At 33.4% G+C, this 19,491-nt stretch carries 14 protein-coding genes; 4 read left to right on the forward strand and 10 right to left on the reverse strand.

Translation table 11 applies throughout. From position 1 onward, the window contains the following. Positions 1-100 precede the first annotated feature (100 nt). Genes HM981_RS13435 through HM981_RS13450 form a run of 4 tightly spaced genes read left to right on the forward strand, consistent with a single transcriptional unit; the run spans position 101 to position 2,988 of the window. Positions 101-535, forward strand: coding sequence for an ATP-dependent zinc protease family protein (locus HM981_RS13435; RefSeq protein ID WP_179339322.1), 435 nt, complete (start codon positions 101-103; stop codon positions 533-535). Positions 536-571: 36 nt separating this feature from the next. Beyond that, on the forward strand, positions 572-1,444 hold the full coding sequence (gene rimK / locus HM981_RS13440; protein WP_179339323.1) for a 30S ribosomal protein S6--L-glutamate ligase: 873 nt from the start codon (positions 572-574) through the stop codon (positions 1,442-1,444). Positions 1,445-1,450: 6 nt separating this feature from the next. Next, positions 1,451-2,425 carry a succinylglutamate desuccinylase/aspartoacylase family protein gene (locus HM981_RS13445; RefSeq protein WP_179339324.1) on the forward strand — a complete coding sequence of 325 codons (975 nt, stop codon included), beginning with the start codon at positions 1,451-1,453 and terminating at the stop codon, positions 2,423-2,425. Continuing rightward, positions 2,425-2,988 (forward strand): 5-formyltetrahydrofolate cyclo-ligase, encoded by a 564-nt coding sequence (locus HM981_RS13450; protein WP_179339325.1) that lies wholly within the window; start codon positions 2,425-2,427, stop codon positions 2,986-2,988. Before HM981_RS13445 ends, HM981_RS13450 begins: the two co-directional genes overlap by 1 nt. Here HM981_RS13450 and HM981_RS13455 read toward each other — a convergent pair. From HM981_RS13455 to HM981_RS13500, 10 genes are all read right to left on the reverse strand, one after another. Continuing rightward, complete coding sequence (locus tag HM981_RS13455; RefSeq protein WP_179339326.1) at positions 2,942-3,607, reverse strand: lipoprotein signal peptidase; 666 nt, start codon at positions 3,605-3,607, stop codon at positions 2,942-2,944. The genes HM981_RS13450 and HM981_RS13455 overlap by 47 nt on opposite strands. A 34-nt stretch (positions 3,608-3,641) precedes the next feature. Beyond that, entirely contained in the window at positions 3,642-4,232 is a 591-nt protein-coding gene (locus HM981_RS13460; RefSeq protein WP_179339327.1) for a DUF4097 family beta strand repeat-containing protein, read from the reverse strand. Between the two features lie 133 nt (positions 4,233-4,365). After that, a complete protein-coding gene (locus tag HM981_RS13465) occupies positions 4,366-4,746 on the reverse strand; it encodes a TraR/DksA family transcriptional regulator (RefSeq protein ID WP_179339328.1) in 381 nt (126 codons plus the stop codon). Positions 4,747-4,750: 4 nt separating this feature from the next. Beyond that, positions 4,751-8,152, reverse strand: coding sequence for an isoleucine--tRNA ligase (ileS, locus tag HM981_RS13470; RefSeq protein WP_179339329.1), 3,402 nt, complete (start codon positions 8,150-8,152; stop codon positions 4,751-4,753). Positions 8,153-8,335: 183 nt separating this feature from the next. After that, positions 8,336-14,359 carry a PA14 domain-containing protein gene (locus HM981_RS13475; RefSeq protein WP_179339330.1) on the reverse strand — a complete coding sequence of 2,008 codons (6,024 nt, stop codon included), beginning with the start codon at positions 14,357-14,359 and terminating at the stop codon, positions 8,336-8,338. Between the two features lie 149 nt (positions 14,360-14,508). Then, the gene (radA, locus tag HM981_RS13480; RefSeq protein WP_179339331.1) at positions 14,509-15,867 is read right to left on the reverse strand and encodes a DNA repair protein RadA; all 1,359 of its coding nucleotides are present in this window, start codon (positions 15,865-15,867) and stop codon (positions 14,509-14,511) included. A gap of 65 nt (positions 15,868-15,932) precedes the next feature. Further along, positions 15,933-16,118 carry a hypothetical protein gene (locus HM981_RS13485; protein ID WP_179339332.1) on the reverse strand — a complete coding sequence of 62 codons (186 nt, stop codon included), beginning with the start codon at positions 16,116-16,118 and terminating at the stop codon, positions 15,933-15,935. Then, positions 16,081-17,262, reverse strand: coding sequence for an alpha/beta hydrolase (locus HM981_RS13490; protein WP_179339333.1), 1,182 nt, complete (start codon positions 17,260-17,262; stop codon positions 16,081-16,083). Before HM981_RS13490 ends, HM981_RS13485 begins: the two co-directional genes overlap by 38 nt. A 77-nt stretch (positions 17,263-17,339) precedes the next feature. Beyond that, positions 17,340-18,497 carry an alpha/beta hydrolase gene (locus HM981_RS13495; RefSeq protein WP_218846445.1) on the reverse strand — a complete coding sequence of 386 codons (1,158 nt, stop codon included), beginning with the start codon at positions 18,495-18,497 and terminating at the stop codon, positions 17,340-17,342. A 29-nt stretch (positions 18,498-18,526) separates the two neighbouring features. Further along, positions 18,527-19,489 carry a lysylphosphatidylglycerol synthase transmembrane domain-containing protein gene (locus tag HM981_RS13500; protein ID WP_179339334.1) on the reverse strand — a complete coding sequence of 321 codons (963 nt, stop codon included), beginning with the start codon at positions 19,487-19,489 and terminating at the stop codon, positions 18,527-18,529. Positions 19,490-19,491: the final 2 nt, after the last annotated feature.

Consider the following 19,491-nt stretch of genomic DNA (forward strand, 5'->3'; position numbering starts at 1 on the left):
AGGTAATACTTCAATTTTTGATAATCTTTAATTTACTTTAAAAACAATACGACTAAAGCAACATAATGATTACATTGCATCACTATTTTAATAAAAAAGAATGCCTAAAAAATTTATTGGAAGAATAGACAAAGCAGATTTTCCTGCCCTAGATTTAATTGATATTGATATAAAAATTGATACAGGAGCCTATACCTCATCCATTCATTGTCATAAATATTATGAAGAAGATGGTGTCCTAAAATGTTTATTCTACGACAAAGGACATCCTAATTATAATGGAAAAAAGATCCTTTTTAAAAACTACACCACTACAAAGGTAAAAAGTAGCAATGGTATTGTTCAACGACGCTATAAGGTTAAGACGACTATATTTTTATTCAACAAAAAATATAGCATTCATCTTACTCTAAATGATAGAGACGATATGAAGTATCCTATTCTAATTGGTCGTAAGTTTTTGCTGAAAAAATTTGTTGTCGATGTGACCTTAAAAAATGTATCTTTTCAAGAAAAAAACCTATTAAACACATAACTGTAATTTTACCTATTCTATATTAAAACCCAAGACATGAACATTATTATATTATCAAGAAATCCTAATTTATATTCTACAAGGCGTCTTGTTGAGGCCGCAACAAAACGCAAGCATACTGTAGAGGTTATAGATCCTTTAAAGTGTGAAATTATTATTGAAAAGAAAAACCCTGCGATTATATACAAAGGAAAACACTTAGAAAATATAGATGCCATCATTCCACGTATTGGAGCTTCTGTAACATTTTATGGAACGGCTGTGGTAAGACAATTTGAGATGATGAAAGTTTTCTCTACAGTAGAATCTCAAGCTTTGGTTAGATCTCGTGATAAATTACGAAGCTTACAGGTGTTATCTCGTGCAGGTTTAGGAATGCCTAAAACTGTATTTTCAAATTACACTAAAGATGTATCTGAAGTTATTGAGTATGTTGGCGGAGCTCCATTGGTTATTAAATTATTAGAAGGTACACAAGGTCTTGGTGTTGTTTTAGCTGAAACCAAAAATGCAGCAGAATCTGTTTTAGAAGCTTTTAACGGCTTGCAAGCGAGAGTGATTGTACAAGAATTTATTAAAGAATCTAAAGGTGCAGATATAAGAGTTTTTGTAGTCGATGGTATCGTTGTTGGCGCAATGAAAAGACAAGGTAAAGAAGGTGAATTTAGATCTAACTTGCACAGAGGTGGAAGTGCAAATATTGTAGAACTTTCTGATGAAGAAGAAAATGCAGCACTAAAAGCAGCAAAATCTTTAGGACTTGGCATTTGTGGTGTAGACTTGTTGCAATCTGCCAGAGGACCTTTAATATTAGAAGTAAATTCTTCTCCCGGTCTTGAAGGTATAGAAACAGCGACTCAAAAAGATATTGCTAAAACCATTATACGTTATATAGAACGTAATATTTAAACGTCTATGAGTACAAAACAAACCAATGTCTTAAATATTTTAGGCACAGCTGTTGCACCTGGAAAAAGTGCTATTGTTAATTTTGAAGTTGCCAAATTACATACGCGTAATACTCTAGAAGTTCCAATCATTATTGAGCGCTCTAAAAAACCTGGACCTACAGTTTTAATGACTGCAGGTATTCATGGTGATGAAATTAACGGTGTAGAAATTATAAGACAAATTATCGCAAAAGGTATTAACATTCCTAAGACAGGCACCATTATTTGTGTTCCTGTCATTAACGTTTTCGGTTTTTTGAACATGGACCGTCTTTTTCCTGATGGACGAGATTTAAATCGTTCTTTTCCTGGAAGCGCCAATGGTTCTTTAGCCAGTAGAGTCGCACATTTTGTGATGACAGAGTTAGTACCTCATGTCGATTTTGCGATGGATTTTCATACAGGTGGAGCAGACCGTTTTAATGCCGCACAAATTAGAATTGTAGAACAAAACCCAAGACTTACCGAATTGGCTCATATTTTTGGTGCTCCCTTTATTTATTATTCTCAAAACTTAAACAAATCGTATAGAAATGCTTGTGATAAAGCTGGTATACCTATGTTATTGTTTGAAGGCGGAAAATCTTTTAATATCCATAACAATATAACCAACACAGGCGTCAATGGTGCCAAACGTGTGCTGCATCATTTTGGCATGCTTAGAAGTAAGTTTAAAGTATCAAGACCTAAAGCAGATGCTGTGGTAATTAAAGAAAGTAAATGGCTGAGAGCGAAATACTCTGGAATGTTTAAAGCCACTGTAGACATTAATGCTCCTGTAAAAAAAGGTGATGTATTAGGAAATATTACAGATCCTTATGGTAGTTTTAATTACTTTGTAAAATCGCCTTATTCAGGTTATGTTTTTAATGTGAATGAATCTCCTATTATTTATCAAGGTGATGCTATTTTCCATATTTCTACCGAAATTGAAGCCTAATGAAAAAGTCTTTATTAAGAAAAAAATATAAAGAATTACGTCAGCAACTATCCCTTACTGAAGTTGACGATTTTAGTTTAGACATTGCTAACAAACTCTTAACCTTAAATATTTGGGATAAAACCTTCTATCATATTTTTCTTTCTATTGAAGAACAAAAAGAAATAGACACCGATTATATCCTAAATATTTTAGCCGGAAAAGATAAAAATATTATCATTTCTAAAAGTAATTTTGAAGATTACAGCATGACGCATTATTTGCTCACTGATAATACAAAAATCAAGAAAAATGCCTACAATATTCCTGAACCAGTAGATGGTATAGAAATCCCGTCATCACAATTAGAAGTGGTTTTTATTCCGCTTTTAGCTTTTAATGAAACAGGCCATAGAATTGGTTACGGAAAAGGATTCTACGATCGTTTTTTAGCGAATTGCAAACCTAAAACATTAAAAATTGGTTTGTCTTTTTTTGAAGTTGAGGATGAAACTATTGAAGCTTCAGAAGATGACGTTAGATTGGATTATTGTGTAACTCCGAATCGTGTGTATCATTTTTAGATGACTCTTCAAAAGCTTTCTTATTAAACACAATTAAAATCCCAATGCCTGTGCTAATTGCCATATCAGCTATATTAAAAACAGGATCAAAAAACGAAAAGTATTTCCCTCCAATTAAAGGTAAATTATCAGGCATTACTCCGCTCCAAATCGGAAAATGCAACATATCTACTACATTACCATGAAACACATCAGCGTAACCTCCGTCTTCTGGTAAAAATGTAGCCACTTGCATAACGCTATCATTAAACAAAATACCATAAAAAACAGAATCTAATATATTACCTAAAGCACCAGCAAAAATAATAGAAACAGCAAATATTAAGGTCTTAGACTTTTGTTTTTTAGTAACATCTATTAGCCAAAATGCAATACCTGTAACCGCTACAATTCTAAATAAGGTTAATATAAGTTTAGCAGATCGGTCAGAAATTAACGTGGTAAAATCACTCAGTTTAGTTCCCCAAGCCATACCATCATTTTCTATAAATGCAATTTTAAACCACGAAAACACCGTTACATCTTCTCCCAATTGAAAATGAGTTTTTATATAAATTTTACTGATTTGATCTATCAGTAAAATTACCATGATAACTATAGACGCTTTTTTTAAAGACATATTTTTATTGAGTAATAGTCGCAAAAATAACCGATTATATCTGTTTTTCTACGGTTATATCTCCATTTATAGATTTCAATTCCCAAGCAGCATCTAAATCGTAAAATTTATCTAAATCAACTTTCCCATGATTAGATTGCGCATTAACCGTTGCACTTTTGGTTATTACACTAATATCTCCATCAAAAGTATTGATCGTTGCAGTTTCAACGTTACCATTAATACGACATTTACCTTGTTGTAATTCAATAAAGAGGGACTTAAATTTCCCATTTAAGTCTACTGAAGCAATATCACTTAAAACAGTCACTGTCAATTGTTCTGGAATTTCAAGATATAACGTTGCTGCAATTACTTTATGTGCATTGCGTTTATCATCAGGGATTTCCATAAATGATAAGTGTTCTAAACTTAAATTAAGGGTATGGTTTTCTTTGATTGATACCATCTGAAAATCATTTTGATATTCTCCATCTAAGGTTGAAGTCATCTTAATTTGATTCGTTTTTGAAGTTAAAACTGAAATTTTAAAAATATCATTTCCATGTATTGAAATGGACGTAATACCATCTGCTTGTATATGCTTTTCTAAAATATTCTGAGCTTTGATAATTAATGAGCTCAAAATAAAAAACACCAAAAAAGCCATGAAATTTATATTCCATGGCTTTATGATTTTGTTTTTTCTCAAAATAGAATCTCAATTTATGAGATTCCTGCTCTACTGAAACAAGTTCAGCACAAGTCGCAGGAATTGGTTACTGCATATTCTTAGCTTCGATACTTAATGTAGCATGAGGCACTAACTTTAAACGCTCTTTGTTTATTAGTTTTCCTGTAACACGACAAACACCATACGTTTTATTCTCGATACGAATAATGGCATTTTTTAAATCACGAATAAATTTCTCTTGACGAATTGCTAATGCAGAGTTAGCTTCCTTACTCATGGTTGCACTTCCTTCTTCGAAAGCTTTAAAAGTGGGAGACGTATCATCTGTACCATTATCAAAATCATTCATATAAGCACTTTTAATCAATTGTAAATCGTGCTCTGCTTTTTTGATTTTTTCTTGAACTAAAGTTCTGAATTCTTCTAAATCTTTATCAGAATATCTGTTGGTTGTAACTTGTGCCATCTTTTTAGTGTTTTTTAATAAACAATTTGGTATTTACTTCATCAAAAGCAATTTCTATACCATTGTCTACAATGTCCATAATTTTTAAATCTTCTGTTAATGTTTCTGATTTAATATACGCCTCATTTGAAGAAACTGCTTCCACAATGTGGTCATCTTTTTGAAGTTGTACGTCAATTCTGTCCGTAACCTCAAATCCTGAATCTTTTCGTAAGTTTTGAATACGATTTACAAGCTCTCTTGCAATCCCTTCTTTACGTAAATCTTCATTGATGGTAACATCTAAAGCCACTGTTAAAGCACCTTCATTTGCTACAAGCCATCCTTCAATATCTTGCGATGTTATCTCTACATCTTCAAGTCCTAAATTAATCTTTTTCCCGTTAATTTCAACTTCAATAGTACCATTTTGCTCAATGTTTTTAATATCATCAGCACCAAAAGCAGCTATCACACTAGCAATCAGCTTCATATCCTTTCCGAACTTGGGCCCTAAAGTCTTAAAATTAGGCTTAATTTGTTTGACTAAGATGTCTGAAGCGTCTTCTAAGAGTTCAATTTCTTTGATATTTACTTCATGCTTTATTAAATCTGCAACTGCTTCAATCTCTTCCTTTTGTTGTTTATTATCAATAGGAATCATAATTTTTTGAAGTGGCTGACGTACCTTAATCTTCTCTTTAGCTCTCAACGATAATACCAATGAACATATTGTCTGCGCACTCTCCATTTTTCGCTCTAATACTTTATCGATGATGCTAGTATCTGCAATTGGGAAATCTGCTAAATGCACACTTTCAAAAGTTTCTTTTTTGGTAACAGCATTTAAATCTAAATACAAACGATCCATAAAGAAAGGTGCAATTGGTGCGCCTAACTTCGCAATGGTTTCCATACAGGTATAAAGTGTTTGGTATGCCGAAATTTTATCAGTTTGGTAATCACCTTTCCAGAAACGTCTTCTACTTAAACGCACGTACCAGTTACTTAAATAATCTTGTGTAAAGTCTGAAATTGCTCGCGCAGCTCTCGTTGGCTCGTAGGCTTCGTAGAATTTATCTACTTTCTGAATCAAGGTATTTAATTCAGATAAAACCCAACGATCAATTTCTGGTCGTTCTTCTAATGGAATATCAGCTTCACTGTAATCAAAACCATCAATATTAGTATAAAGTGTGAAGAATGAATAGGTATTATAAAGTGTACCGAAGAACTTTCTGCTCACCTCAGCAATACCTTCACTATCAAATTTTAAATTATCCCAAGGATTTGCATTACTAATCATGTACCAACGCGTAGCATCAGCTCCATATTTAGATAAGGTTTCAAAAGGATCTACAGCATTTCCTAAACGCTTAGACATTTTCTGTCCGTTTTTATCTAACACTAATCCGTTTGAAACGACATTTTTATAAGCAACATCATCAAAAATCATAGTAGCAATAGCATGAAGTGTATAGAACCAACCTCTCGTTTGATCAACACCTTCTGCGATAAAATCTGCTTTTCTCCAGGTATCATCAACTTTTGCTTTATTTTCAAATGGATAATGCCATTGTGCATAAGGCATAGAACCAGAATCGAACCAGACATCAATTAAATCACTTTCGCGATGCATTGGTTGACCTGATTTTGAAACCAAGACGATATTATCTACTACGTTTTTATGTAAATCTATTTTGTCATAGTTGTCTTCAGACATATTATCGACTTCAAAGCTCTTGAAGATATCTTCCTTCATCATACCTGCCTCAACGGCAAGTTGCATTTCAGCTTTTAATTCTTTTACAGAACCAATACAGATGACTTCTTTACCATCTTCTGTTCTCCAAATTGGTAATGGAATTCCCCAGAAACGTGAACGTGATAAATTCCAGTCGTTTGCATTTGCTAACCAATTACCAAAACGACCTTCTCCAGTTGATTTTGGTTTCCAGTTAATTCCTGTATTTAACTCATGCATTCTCCCTTTTACATCTGTGATTTTAATAAACCACGAATCTAATGGGTAATATAAAATTGGCTTGTCCGTTCTCCAGCAATTTGGGTAACTGTGCTTATATTTTTCAACCTTAAAGGCTTTATTTTCTGTTTTTAATTGAATAGCAAGTTCTACATCTACAGAACGTTCTGGCGCTTCACCATCATCGTAGTATTCGTTCTTCACATATTTACCAGCATATTCTCCCATTTCTGGTCTAAACTTTCCTTGTAAATCCACTAATGGCACTAAATTACCATTCTCATCTTTTACTAAAAGTGGTGGAATTTCTGGTGACGCTTGTTTTGCAACTAAGGCATCATCTGCTCCAAATGTTGGTGCTGTGTGTACAATTCCTGTTCCGTCTTCAACCGTTACGAAGTCTCCAGAAATAACTCTAAATGCATTTTCAGGATTATCGTTTGGTAACGCATATGGTAAGAGTTGCTCGTATGTGATACCAACTAAATCTTTACCGATAAAATCTTTTACTACAAAATAAGGAATCTTTTTATCGCCTTCCTTATATTCTATTAATTCTGATTTAGCTTCAACACGTTTAAATTTACCATCAAATTGTTTGTTGACTAAATTCTTAGCCAAAATCACATTCATGGGTTTAAACGTGTATTGATTATAGGTTTCAACTAAAACGTATTCAATCTTTGGCCCAACCGTCAACGCTGTATTACTTGGTAATGTCCAAGGTGTTGTTGTCCATGCTAAAAAGTAAATATCACCTTCATTTTTAAGAAAATCTGGTAACGAATCTTCATTCGCTTTAAACTGAGCCACAACCGTTGTATCCGTTACATCTTGATATGTTCCTGGTTGGTTTAACTCATGAGAACTTAAACCTGTACCAGCCTTTGGTGAATAAGGCTGAATAGTATAACCTTTGTATATTAAATCTTTTTCGTAAATCTGCTTTAACAACCACCAAACCGTTTCCATGTATTTGGATTTGTAGGTAATGTATGGATCGTCCATATCTACCCAATAACCCATTTTTTTTGTGAGGTCATTCCATGTATCCGTATAACGCATTACGGTTTTTTTACACGCTTCGTTGTATTCTTCAACCGTGATTTTTTTACCAATATCTTCTTTGGTAATACCGAGTTCTTTTTCTACACCAAGTTCAACTGGTAAACCGTGCGTATCCCAACCTGCTTTACGCTTCACCTGAAAACCTTTCATGGTTTTATAACGTGGAAAGATATCTTTAATCGCACGCGCTAAAACGTGGTGTACACCAGGTAAACCGTTTGCAGAAGGTGGTCCTTCAAAAAACACAAAAGGTGGTTTTCCTTCTCTTGTGGTTACACTTTTATCGAAGATGTCGTTAGCTTCCCAATAGTTACCGATTTCGTCAGCAACGTTTGGTAAGTTAAGTCCTTTGTATTCAGGGAACTTTGTGCTCATTATTCTGTTTTATTTACGAGCAGCGAAAATAGCGAATTTTAAGGAAATAATATATTGTAATTAATGCAAAAGAGGAAATCTGTTTCTGTGCATTTCTAGCCCATTAAATTTGAATTTAAACTACTCTCTTTTTTATATTAGTAAAATAGAAAAGGTCAGTATAAAATTACACTGACCTTTAGTTTATTTCATATTAACGATTACTTTTTTAGTGATCCATTGATTGTTTTGATTCTCTACTTTTACAATATAAGTTCCAGTTGATACTTTAGAAATGTCAATACCATTACTAAGTTCCTGTTGGTCTTTGTTGTGATATTGGTTAATGGTCTGTCCTAACATGTTAATGACACTTACTGATTTTGCTCCATTTACAAGTCCATTAATAAAAAGTTTTCGTTCTTTATTACTGACATATACTTGAACATCGTTTAATTGAGACTCTGAAATACTAAGTGCATATTCATTTTGGAACACGATATCAAATCGATTTGTAAAAGAACCTGGCTCACTAACAAAACTATAATCTGAATTTCTAATATCTGTATAACTATTTTCGTAATTATCTCTTAAATAAACGGCTTGAGAACTCTCAAAATCCTCAAAATCTGTTACCGAAATAGTACATATCTGTTGTTCGGACGATTTATAGATTAATGGCACTACTTTATCAGAATCTATAGCTGAATACGCTTGTGTAACCATCGAACTGCCTTCAAACAACGTATAAAAATCATTTGCTTGCACATCCGTCATTTTTCCGTCATAACTATAATCAAAACCTTCAGACGTAAAATCACTAAAACCAATAACCATTTCTCTACTAAATCCGTTATCCGCTTCAAATTTTAAATGAAGTTTTTGCATTACATCTTCAACATTTTCTGCATTATCGTAGTCTTCTGTTTCGGTATTGGCTGTTCTAAAAAAGACACTCTCTCCGGTAGATTGTTTCTTATAAATACGTTGACCGTTATTAAATTCAATATGACCATCATTTATGACTTCTGTGAAAAAAGCCTGACCAACACTAATATACTGAGTAGGCGTTAGTGTTCCATCTTGAGAACCATTGTTTCCACCGCTTAAACCTTCAAATTGGTATGCTCGTATTTTTGCCATTTTATTGATAATAGCATAACCACCTTCGTATTCACTTATATAATGTGAGTTACCAGCCCATTGCTCCCACAGATATAATGTACCATCAATAACACCTGCATTATCATCAATAAATTGATGTGCATCTATAGCAGAAGGATAAGGATTACCTACCAAAGTTGTCGTCAGGGTTACATCTGGTTCACTCTCGTTAGCTGAGTCTCCATCAACATCATCTGCAGCTATTAAAACTGTGCCGTTGTTTGGTTTTCCTTCAAATATATAGTCTTGCGTTGTACCTGCATTTCCTGTTCCTTTATGAATATACCCTACTCCTGGATTTAATTGAGTCGTTGGAGAGTAACTTTCCCAATCGTAATAAGTAACCCCATTTAAGAAGGTGTACATCCAACGTGTACTTATTTTCCCTGTTTCATTGTATGCTGATGTAAATTCAACGGCATTAGCATTTCCTTCTTTTAATGTATTGATACCAAAAGCAGAATTGTTAGCATTATTAAAGGTTGTATTATTATCTAAAAGTGTTGTTGCTCCTACTGCTCCAATGGGAGAAGAAAAATAATTATATCGAAATGAATTGGATGTTCCTGTTTGGCGTCTTAAAATTTTACCTGTTGCAGAGGTTACTAAGTCACTATTAATTCCTTGAATTAATTGAGAATCGTTTTTTAAGTCTAAGACTCCATTAAGTTCTAAATACCACGTATTATCAATTTCATTTTCGCCATTAATTGTAAGTGTTTTATCAGCATCTACTATAAGTCCAAGTCTTGTGTGAGAAGTTGAAGAGGTTATATCATTTTTGATATGTACAATTGACCAATCTTTTTCAAATATCTCGTCTGAAACATCCCAAACATCTCCATATAACCATGATTCTGGACTAGACCAATCTCCATCTGCACTAGTGACGTAAGGCAAAGGTGCTGTTTGCGGCTTTACCGTATTAATATTATGCATTTTTAAATCGTGTGAATTTGCTGATTCGTCTAACAATTCTGATTTAAGAATATTAGACATAGGATAATAAGCCTTAAGATTACCCCAAGCTACACGCTCTAAAGTTTGTGAATCTTGAATATTCTTAGGTATAATATTACCTCTTACAATACCTTCATTATCTTCAATCTCTTGACACATCATTTGTTGTATTTGTTGCGCAGAAAGAGCATCTTCAAAAATTCTTACTTCATCTATAGTTCCATTAAAATGGGCAGATCCAGCTGGACTTGTATTTGTTGGATAACGCCCTATTGTAAATGGCCTACTCGAATAAATGTGATCAGTACCATTATAATTTTTGGTAAGTAACGTTGAATTCAAGTTAGTATCCGTTTCAGTATTTAACAGCTCTCCATTAAGATATACTTTTAAAGAGTTTGTTCCGGAATCAAAAACACCAGTGACATGGTACCATACATCATTTTCCATTTTTCTGTTATCCGTAGGCAGTTGTTCTACATTAAGACTGCTACTTGGATAGTTACTAGAAGCAGTGACTTGTTCCTGAGTATAAACAACAAATGCAGGTTTTCTTCCTTTCGTTATAGTCAATCGCATATTTTCCTGACCTGCAATACTGTAAACAGAACTTAAATTACCTGTAGCAGTATTAGCTTTAATTTTTACCCAAGCCATAATTGTTCCTTCATTCCAATCTTCAATAAAAGACGATGTGTCTAGATAATCATCTAAACCATCAAAATCTACTGATCCTGAAGAAAAATAAACATCTATATCATCTCTATAATCTAAATCTCCACCTAATAATAAATCTCCATCAGTATCCGGTAAAATAGATAGGTCTAATGGATTATCAATATCTTCGTTAATATCTAAAATAGCATCGTTAATATTTGTTGTTTCGAAGTTATCGTCTAAACCATCTCCATCGGCATCATTTCCTGATAGCGTATTAGCCATTCCATTTTCTTGAATATCTGGAGTTCCATCATTATCACTATCTAAATCTATATAATCTGGGATACTATCTCCATCAGTATCTTCTAGACTAGCAAAACCAGATCCGTAATTATCGTTTACACCATCGTTGTTTAAATCTACCATTGTTGCTCCACTATCACTCGGAGGAAGATAACCATTTGTGGATTGTGCCTCTACATTATCTGGTATACCGTCATTATCTGAATCTATATCTAAATAATCTTGAATCCCATCATTATCTGTATCTGTACAAATATTTACTGACAATACAGAAAAAGGAATTAATGTTTTAGAAATAGTTGCGCTAGAATAAGACACCGTTAGAGACTCTAATCCAGTTCTCTCATAAAATAATATAGTAATTGGGTAAATACCCGGAGTTAATGCAATAGTTCCTGATCGTTCTTGTGCAGCATGATCCCCATCATTATTAACAATCTCATTGCCATCAATAAACAATTTAGAACCATCATCTGACCTTGTATAAAACCTATACGTTTCTTCTGTGCTAATAGTAATAAAACCAGTATATCGAATGGCAAAAGTATCGTGATCTCCAGGTGTAATCATAGCCCAAAGGACATCTACATCGAAATCAGACACAGTACCTGTTGCTGTAGCTCCAGTAGTTGGAATATTATCTACACTTGGTGAGACATTTATATCATAAAATTCATAAGACAAGCCCTCAGTAATTTCAGCACATATAACGCCTTCATTTACATTTAGTATACCATCATTATCACTATCTAAATCTGTAGTATCTCCTACACCATCACCATCCATGTCTGCATCTAAAGTAAGAGTGGCACTATTTTCGATTTGGACACACAAATTATCTGAATGTGTTACTAATAAAGTGTACACACTACCATCTAATCCGGTAACATCCGAAATATTTAAACTAGCCGATGTAGCACCTGAATAAACACCTCCATTGCTTAGGTCTGTGCCATTTAATTGCCATTGGTAGTTTAAGGCCGCACTTACATCAGTAGTGCTATTTGAATAATCTGGCACACCTCCTGTTGTAAATGTCGTTGTACTTGTCGCTGTTGCACTAGTTATAGTAAAACTTGTAGCTCCACCTATTACAACTAACTGATCGACCAAAGCTGTAGCATCTACTGTAGTTTCTGTTGCTATAGTCACATTTGCAGTTGTACCTGTGTATGCCGTTGAAGTACCTGTAACTAAACCACTAGCGCTAATACCTGTACCATCTACTTGTCCGTCTGCATCGCTATCTGCATGGCCAGCTTCAATAACATCATTACAGCCATCACCATCACTATCTGTATTTTGAAAATCAAAATTACCGTCACCAGAAGTATCAATTAGTGTTGTAGCTTCTGCAGTATCGTCTGCTCCATTGTTGTTATTATCATTAAACACTGCATCATTACTATCTAACACTCCATCGTTGTTGCTATCTAAACTTCCGTTACCAGCTTCTTCTACATCGTAGATACCATCGTTATCTGAATCTAAATCTAAATAATCTGGAATCCCATCATAGTCTGTATCTAAACAACTATTTTCTGATAATACGGAAAAAGGAATTACTGTCTTAGAAATAGTTGCGCTCGAATAAGACATACTTAAAGTCTCTTCTCCTGTTCTTTCAAAAAATAGTATCGTGATTGGATAAACACCTTGGTTAAGCGCTATAGTTCCTGAATCTTCTAACATACCATGTAAACCATCGTTATCAACAACCTCATTTCCGTCAATAAACAATTTAGAACCATCATCTGAACTTGTATAAAATGTATATGTTTCGGTGGTATTAATCTTAATAAAACCACTATATCTTATTGCAAAGTTCTCATGATCACCTGGTGTAATAGAACCCCAAAGTGCATCTACATCTATTTCAGATACACTACCTATTGCTGTAGCTCCAGTCATAGGAATATTGTCTACACTTGGTGAAACATCTATATCGTAAAACTCATAAGTTAGACTATTACTAATTTCATCGCATACAGAACCTTCATTAATATCTAGTATACCATCATTATCACTATCTATATCTGCATTGTCTGCAATTCCATCACCATCCATATCTGGCGCATCTAATTCTCCACCAATATTAATGAGGTAATTTTCTACTTCTCCATTGCTATAATTATAATCACAAGACGTAAAATTTATATTAGTACCACCTCTAACACCAATTCGCACATTAGAAAGTGCTTCATCTGTACTGCTTGGTAACGTTATACTAATAGGTACGTCCACCACTTTTGTTCCTCCTACGTTGTTGTTATCTTGAAATGTAAATAAAAAACGTTCACCTGAATCATCAAAATCATCATCCAAGCTTTCATTGAGGTTAATCCAAATAACCACTGTGTTTTCGTTGGTATTCCACCCATTTAACGACACACTAATCGTCCCTTCAAGAGCCTGACCAATAGGAACATTATCTTCAGAAAAAGAAGAATAATTAGTAAAACCACCTGTTGTTCCTGTACTACTATTCTCTATTCCTGCAAAAGAAACGTTAGAAATAAATAAAATATTACCGCTTTGGATATTTTCCGTTTCACAAAAATTAGGCTCACTTTCTCCTGGATTACCTTCATTATCTGACACAAATAAAACCTCATAATCTTCAACTTCCCCTGCATTGTAATTATACTCACATGATGTAAAACCTGTATCGTTTCCAGACCTTAAACCAACACGCATTCTTGCAAGTCCATTCTGAGCATAAGAAGGTATTGGAATACTGATAGGTACTTGCACTGTTTTAGTACCACCAACATTATTATTATCTTGGAATGTAAATAAGAACTGTTCTCCACTATCATCAAAATCATCATCGATTTCATTAAAATTAAACCACACAGCAACAGTATGAATATTGGTATTCCACCCATTAAGAGTTACTGTAATATCTCCTGTAACTGTGTCTCCTGCATTAATAGACGTTGGGGAAACGTCTGAATAATACGTATACGAACCTTGAGTACCTGAACTACTATTGTCTATTGTTCCAATATTTACATTAGATATATGGAAAGTCCAACCACCATTCACCCCAACATTATTTGGTGTACAATATTGCGCATTAACATTAAAAGTTATAAAAATTATTATAAATAATAGTCTGAAGTTATTTTTCACCATCATAGCATTTCACATTACTTATTGATTTTCAAATACTTAAATAAAAATCAATATTTATTTGCGACAAACATAGGATAAAAAGAACAAAAACAACGATTAAATGCATTTTTATTCGATTAAATGCATTTCTTTTATTAAAATTAAACCTCTACTTACACTAAAAACCCAACCAAATCCTCTATTTTAGAAATCAATTGAATCTTGATAACCGTATTTTTCAAGGCGATTTTATTGTATTTAGATACAAAAATGGATGAAAACCCTAATTTTTCAGCTTCCAAAATACGTTGTTCTACACGCTGTACAGGTCTTATCTCACCAGATAAACCAACTTCTGCTGCAAAACAATAATCACTTGGCAATGCAACGTCTTCATTAGAAGACAAAATTGCCGCAACGACTGCTAAATCTATAGCAGGATCATCAACTGTGATGCCTCCAGTAATATTTAAAAACACATCTTTAGCTCCTAAGCGGAAACCAGCACGCTTCTCCAAAACTGCCAATAACATATTTAGACGTTTGGCATTGAAACCAGTAGCCGAACGCTGTGGTGTTCCGTAAACCGCTGTACTCACTAAGGCTTGGACTTCAATCATTAACGGTCGTAATCCTTCTAAAGTTGCAGCAACAGCATTTCCAGATAATTCTTCGTCTTTTTCTGATATTAATATTTCGGATGGGTTAGAAACTTCTCGTAGTCCTGAACCTTGCATTTCATAGATTCCTAATTCGTTGGTAGATCCGAATCTATTTTTGTTAGCTCTTAGAATTCTGAATACATGATTTCGATCTCCTTCAAATTGTAAAACCGTATCAACCATGTGCTCCAAAATTTTTGGTCCAGCAATATGACCATCTTTAGTAATATGACCAATTAGCAAAACTGGTGTTGCTGTTTCTTTGGCAAATTTAATGAGCTCGGTTGTGCATTCTTTGATTTGAGAAATGCTACCTGCAGACGATTCTATATAATCGCTATGCAATGTTTGAATGGAATCAATAACGACAATATCAGGCTCTAAAGCTTCAATTTGCTTAAAGATATTTTGGGTTTTGGTTTCTGTAAGAATGTAACAGTTATTGCTACTAGGATTAATACGCTCAGCACGCATTTTTATTTGCTTCTGGCTTTCTTCACCAGAGACATAAAGAGTTTTGTATTGTAATTTTAAGGCTATTTGAAGTAAAAGTGTACTCTTACCAATTCCTGGTTCACCACCAAGAAGTGTTAAAGACCCATGAACCATGCCGCCTCCAAGGACACGATTAAATTCGCCATCTTGCATATCTAAACGTGCTTCTTGCGAGGTATCAATATCATTAATCAATAACGGTTTAGAAACCCGTTTTGAAGACGTTGTTGGTGTTTTCCAATCGCTTTTTTCTGGTTTTTGAATCACTTCTTCTGCAATGGTATTCCATTCCTTACAAGAGGTACATTGTCCTTGCCATTTGGCATATTGACTGCCACAATTTTGACAAAAAAAAGTTGTTTTTACTTTAGCCATATTCGAGTTTCACAATCCAAAATAACAGGATTATTATAGTTAGAAATGGCTAAATTAATACAATTTTAGTTGATATCTTTAAACCAACTTACAATCGCTAAAACTTTTAAAGCAGCTAATTTAGAAGGCAAATGCGTAGAAAACAACATTACTTTTGCCTTATTATATGCAGATTCGAACAAATAATCTGTGGACCATTTATGTTTTCTAACTCTACTCATCATCATCGTCATCATCATCAATATCTTCATCTAAATCTACTACAGTTAATTCATCAATTTTAGAAAAGATAAAATCTCTGTTAATATGACTCACATCGTTTAACGTTAAAGCAGACTCATATAGTTTTTTTGCTTTTTTTGTTTTCCCTAGTTTTTCTGCAGATTGTGCTAAATAATAGGTTCCCATTAAAGATTCTGGATGCAATTTATTTGCTAGCGCTCCTAATTTAGCTAGTGATTTCAAATCCTCGCGTTGTTCAGCGATTTTAATAACTTTCTCTATTTCGTTTTCACTAATTTCTTTTTTAATCCCAAATAGTTTTTCTATTCTTTTATATCTATCTGTTAAATAATTATCCAGAGTCCCTTCATAAGGCAGTACTTTTTCTTCAAGTTCTTTCTCTCTCAACGGATTATAGATATCAAAAATCTTTTCAAAAGACCTAGCTAAAGCACTTGTAACCAACGTGTAATGATTCTCACCTTTAAAATCATCAAAATAATAAGTTAGATTCTGATTATCCACTTCTTGTATCTGTGAATTAGTAGATAGTATACTTTCTCGAAGTTGTGGAATATCTTTTTGAGAAGTTGCTAAATAATAGAAAATATCATCTTTAAAAAGAGACAAACGTTTTGATATAAAATTATTTAATGATCCTACAAAATCTGGACTTATACATACATAAGCCTGAAAAGCCAATCCCTCTTTAAACAAGTAAGAATTAATAAAATTCCCCATATTATCATGACCAACAGCAACTCTAAATTTACTAGTGTTGTATTTTTTGTCTATATATGGTAATAATTCGTCTGAAACAAAATCGTGAAATCTAAGACCTGATTCTGTTGGTAAGCCTGTTCCTGGCTCATAGTAACCGTCATAGAAACGATTTTCTCCTTGCATAATACCAACAACTATTGCTCCTGGCATATTATCAAAATAGGTTTGAAAATCTACTTGTCCTGCAACAGGTTCAAATAAATAATCACCATCAAATACAATGATTACTGGATATTTTTCGTCTGCCTTAGAATCGTAATCCTTTGGTAGTTTAATTTTTAGCTTACGAACTGAGCTAAGTCGAGATGAGGCGATTTCCTCATAAGTTACTTGTGCATCTGAAAATACATAGACAAGACAAGCAAGAACAACTAAAATAGTTTTTCTCATGGTTAAGTAGGTTTAAATTGGGACTCCAAACATACTAAATATTCGTCAAGTTGTCAATTTTTTTCGATGAAATACACTTAATCGTTTAATAATTCTTGAATTTCATACATTTTATCAAGCATAATCTCCTTGTCTATGAATTGAGATGGCTGCAAAAGTAAACCTGATTTGTAACGTATTAAAGCCTTTCTAAGATTACCTTCTTTCTCATAATACATCCCTGAATAATAAGCATTTAACATAGATTCAGGATAGATTTTCTTAATGAGTTTTGATAATTTCCCTAAAGATTCTACATCGTCCTTTTTATTGGACGCAGCGGCAATAGCTCTGATATCATTTTCAATTAATTTTTTTTCAAATCCATAAAAATATTCAATGTCTTCATACTTTTTTACTAGATAATCGTAAGGCGATCCTTCAAAAGTCAGTACTTTTTCATTATACTCTTTAGTATTAATAGGTTTAAAAAGTCCAAATATTTGGTTTAAAGCTTTTGGAATACCTCGTCCCACTAAAGAATAGTGGTTAGCATCTTCAAAATCATCAAATTGATAAAAGAGTTTTTTGTTTTCTATAGCAGAAATAACCGTATTAGTTTCTAAAATTGATGCTCTTAAGGCTTTTAAATCTGCATCTCCTGTAGCCATATAGTAGAAGGTTTCTTGCTCTAAAATCTCTATACGCTGTTTTAATCTATCCGTTATTTTAGGTGCCAAATCTGGACTCAAAGCTATATAAGCCCTAAACATAGGTTTATCTTTAAACAAGTAATAGTTAATGAAATTAGCACTTAAATCATGCCCAACAATAATTCTAAAATTTGAAGCCTTATAATTCTCTTCTATAAATGGTAATAATTCTGCACCAATAAATTCATAAAAATCAGCTCCTTCATGCAAAGGAAAATTGCTATCATCATCATAATAAAAGTCATCGATTCTTGTATTTGCTTGTTTTATACCTACAACAATACAATCTGGAATATCCTCCCAATACGATTGATAATCGATATTACCAGCAATTGGCTCAAACAAATAATCTCCATCTAAAACAACAATTAAAGGGTACGTTCGCTTCTCTTCGGGATTATAATTTCTTGGTAATTGAATTTTTAATTCGCGTTCTCCATCAAGCTTATAAGAATCAATAGTTTTATAAATGGCTTGAGCCTGAATATTTAAGCCTATAAAAAGCGCTATAAGAAGTATGTGAAAATTCTTGATTCTAAACATGTACTAAAAATTTAAAGTATGGTAAAAAATTAATTTATGGCTTTCTTTCTGTTGTAAATAGGTAAATATAATAAAGACAGACCACCTATAATAATAATTACTAAAGTCTGTGTAGACCACATTATCCATCCAAATGCTCTACTTGGATCTTCCGCTAAACCAAATAACGTTGAAAATGCAATAACTACTGCTTCTGGAAACGAACCAATACCTCCGTTCGTCGCAGCAATACTAAAGCTAGCCAATATAAAACCTATGAGGATTGCTGCAATAGATACGTTATGCAATTCTGGTAAAGCAAATGTAGTCACATAAAACATCAATACATACATAGCCCAAATAAAAAGGGTGTGACCTATAAATGCCCATTTTTGTTTCATTTTAAAAATACTAAGCATGCCTTCAATAAGTCCCATTACAAAACCTTTTACTTTTAACGCCAATTGAGACCTACTCTTGGTTATAAATAAAAGCAAGGCCATACCTAAAATTAAGAGTACGATACCTGATACAACTAATGCTATTGGATTAAATTTATCTACGAAAAATTTATAAATAAACTCAAACTCTAAAAAAAGGGCAATTACTATTATGAGTAACAACATCACAGTATCTGCAATACGCTCTGCAACTATGGTCCCAAAACCTTTCTCAAAGGGAATGCCTTCATAATTTTTTAGAATCGTTGATCTCGCAATTTCTCCAGCTCTAGGAATGGTAAAATTAATAAGATAAGCCGCATAAACAGCCATTAAGCTATTACCAAATTTTGGTTTATAACCTAAAGGTTCTGCCATAAAACGCCAACGATATGCTCTAGACACATGACTTAGAATACCTAAAACAACTCCAAGGCATATCCAACTATAGTTAGCGTCTTTAAAATATTGAACTAAAGTAGAAACTGAAATTTTAGACAAAGAGTACCATACCAGACCAACTCCTAAGAGCAACGGCACACCAACTTTTAAGATGGTTTTAGGTTGAGCCACCA

Source organism: Winogradskyella ludwigii (assembly GCF_013403985.1).
In the GTDB taxonomy this organism is placed as follows: domain Bacteria; phylum Bacteroidota; class Bacteroidia; order Flavobacteriales; family Flavobacteriaceae; genus Winogradskyella; species Winogradskyella ludwigii.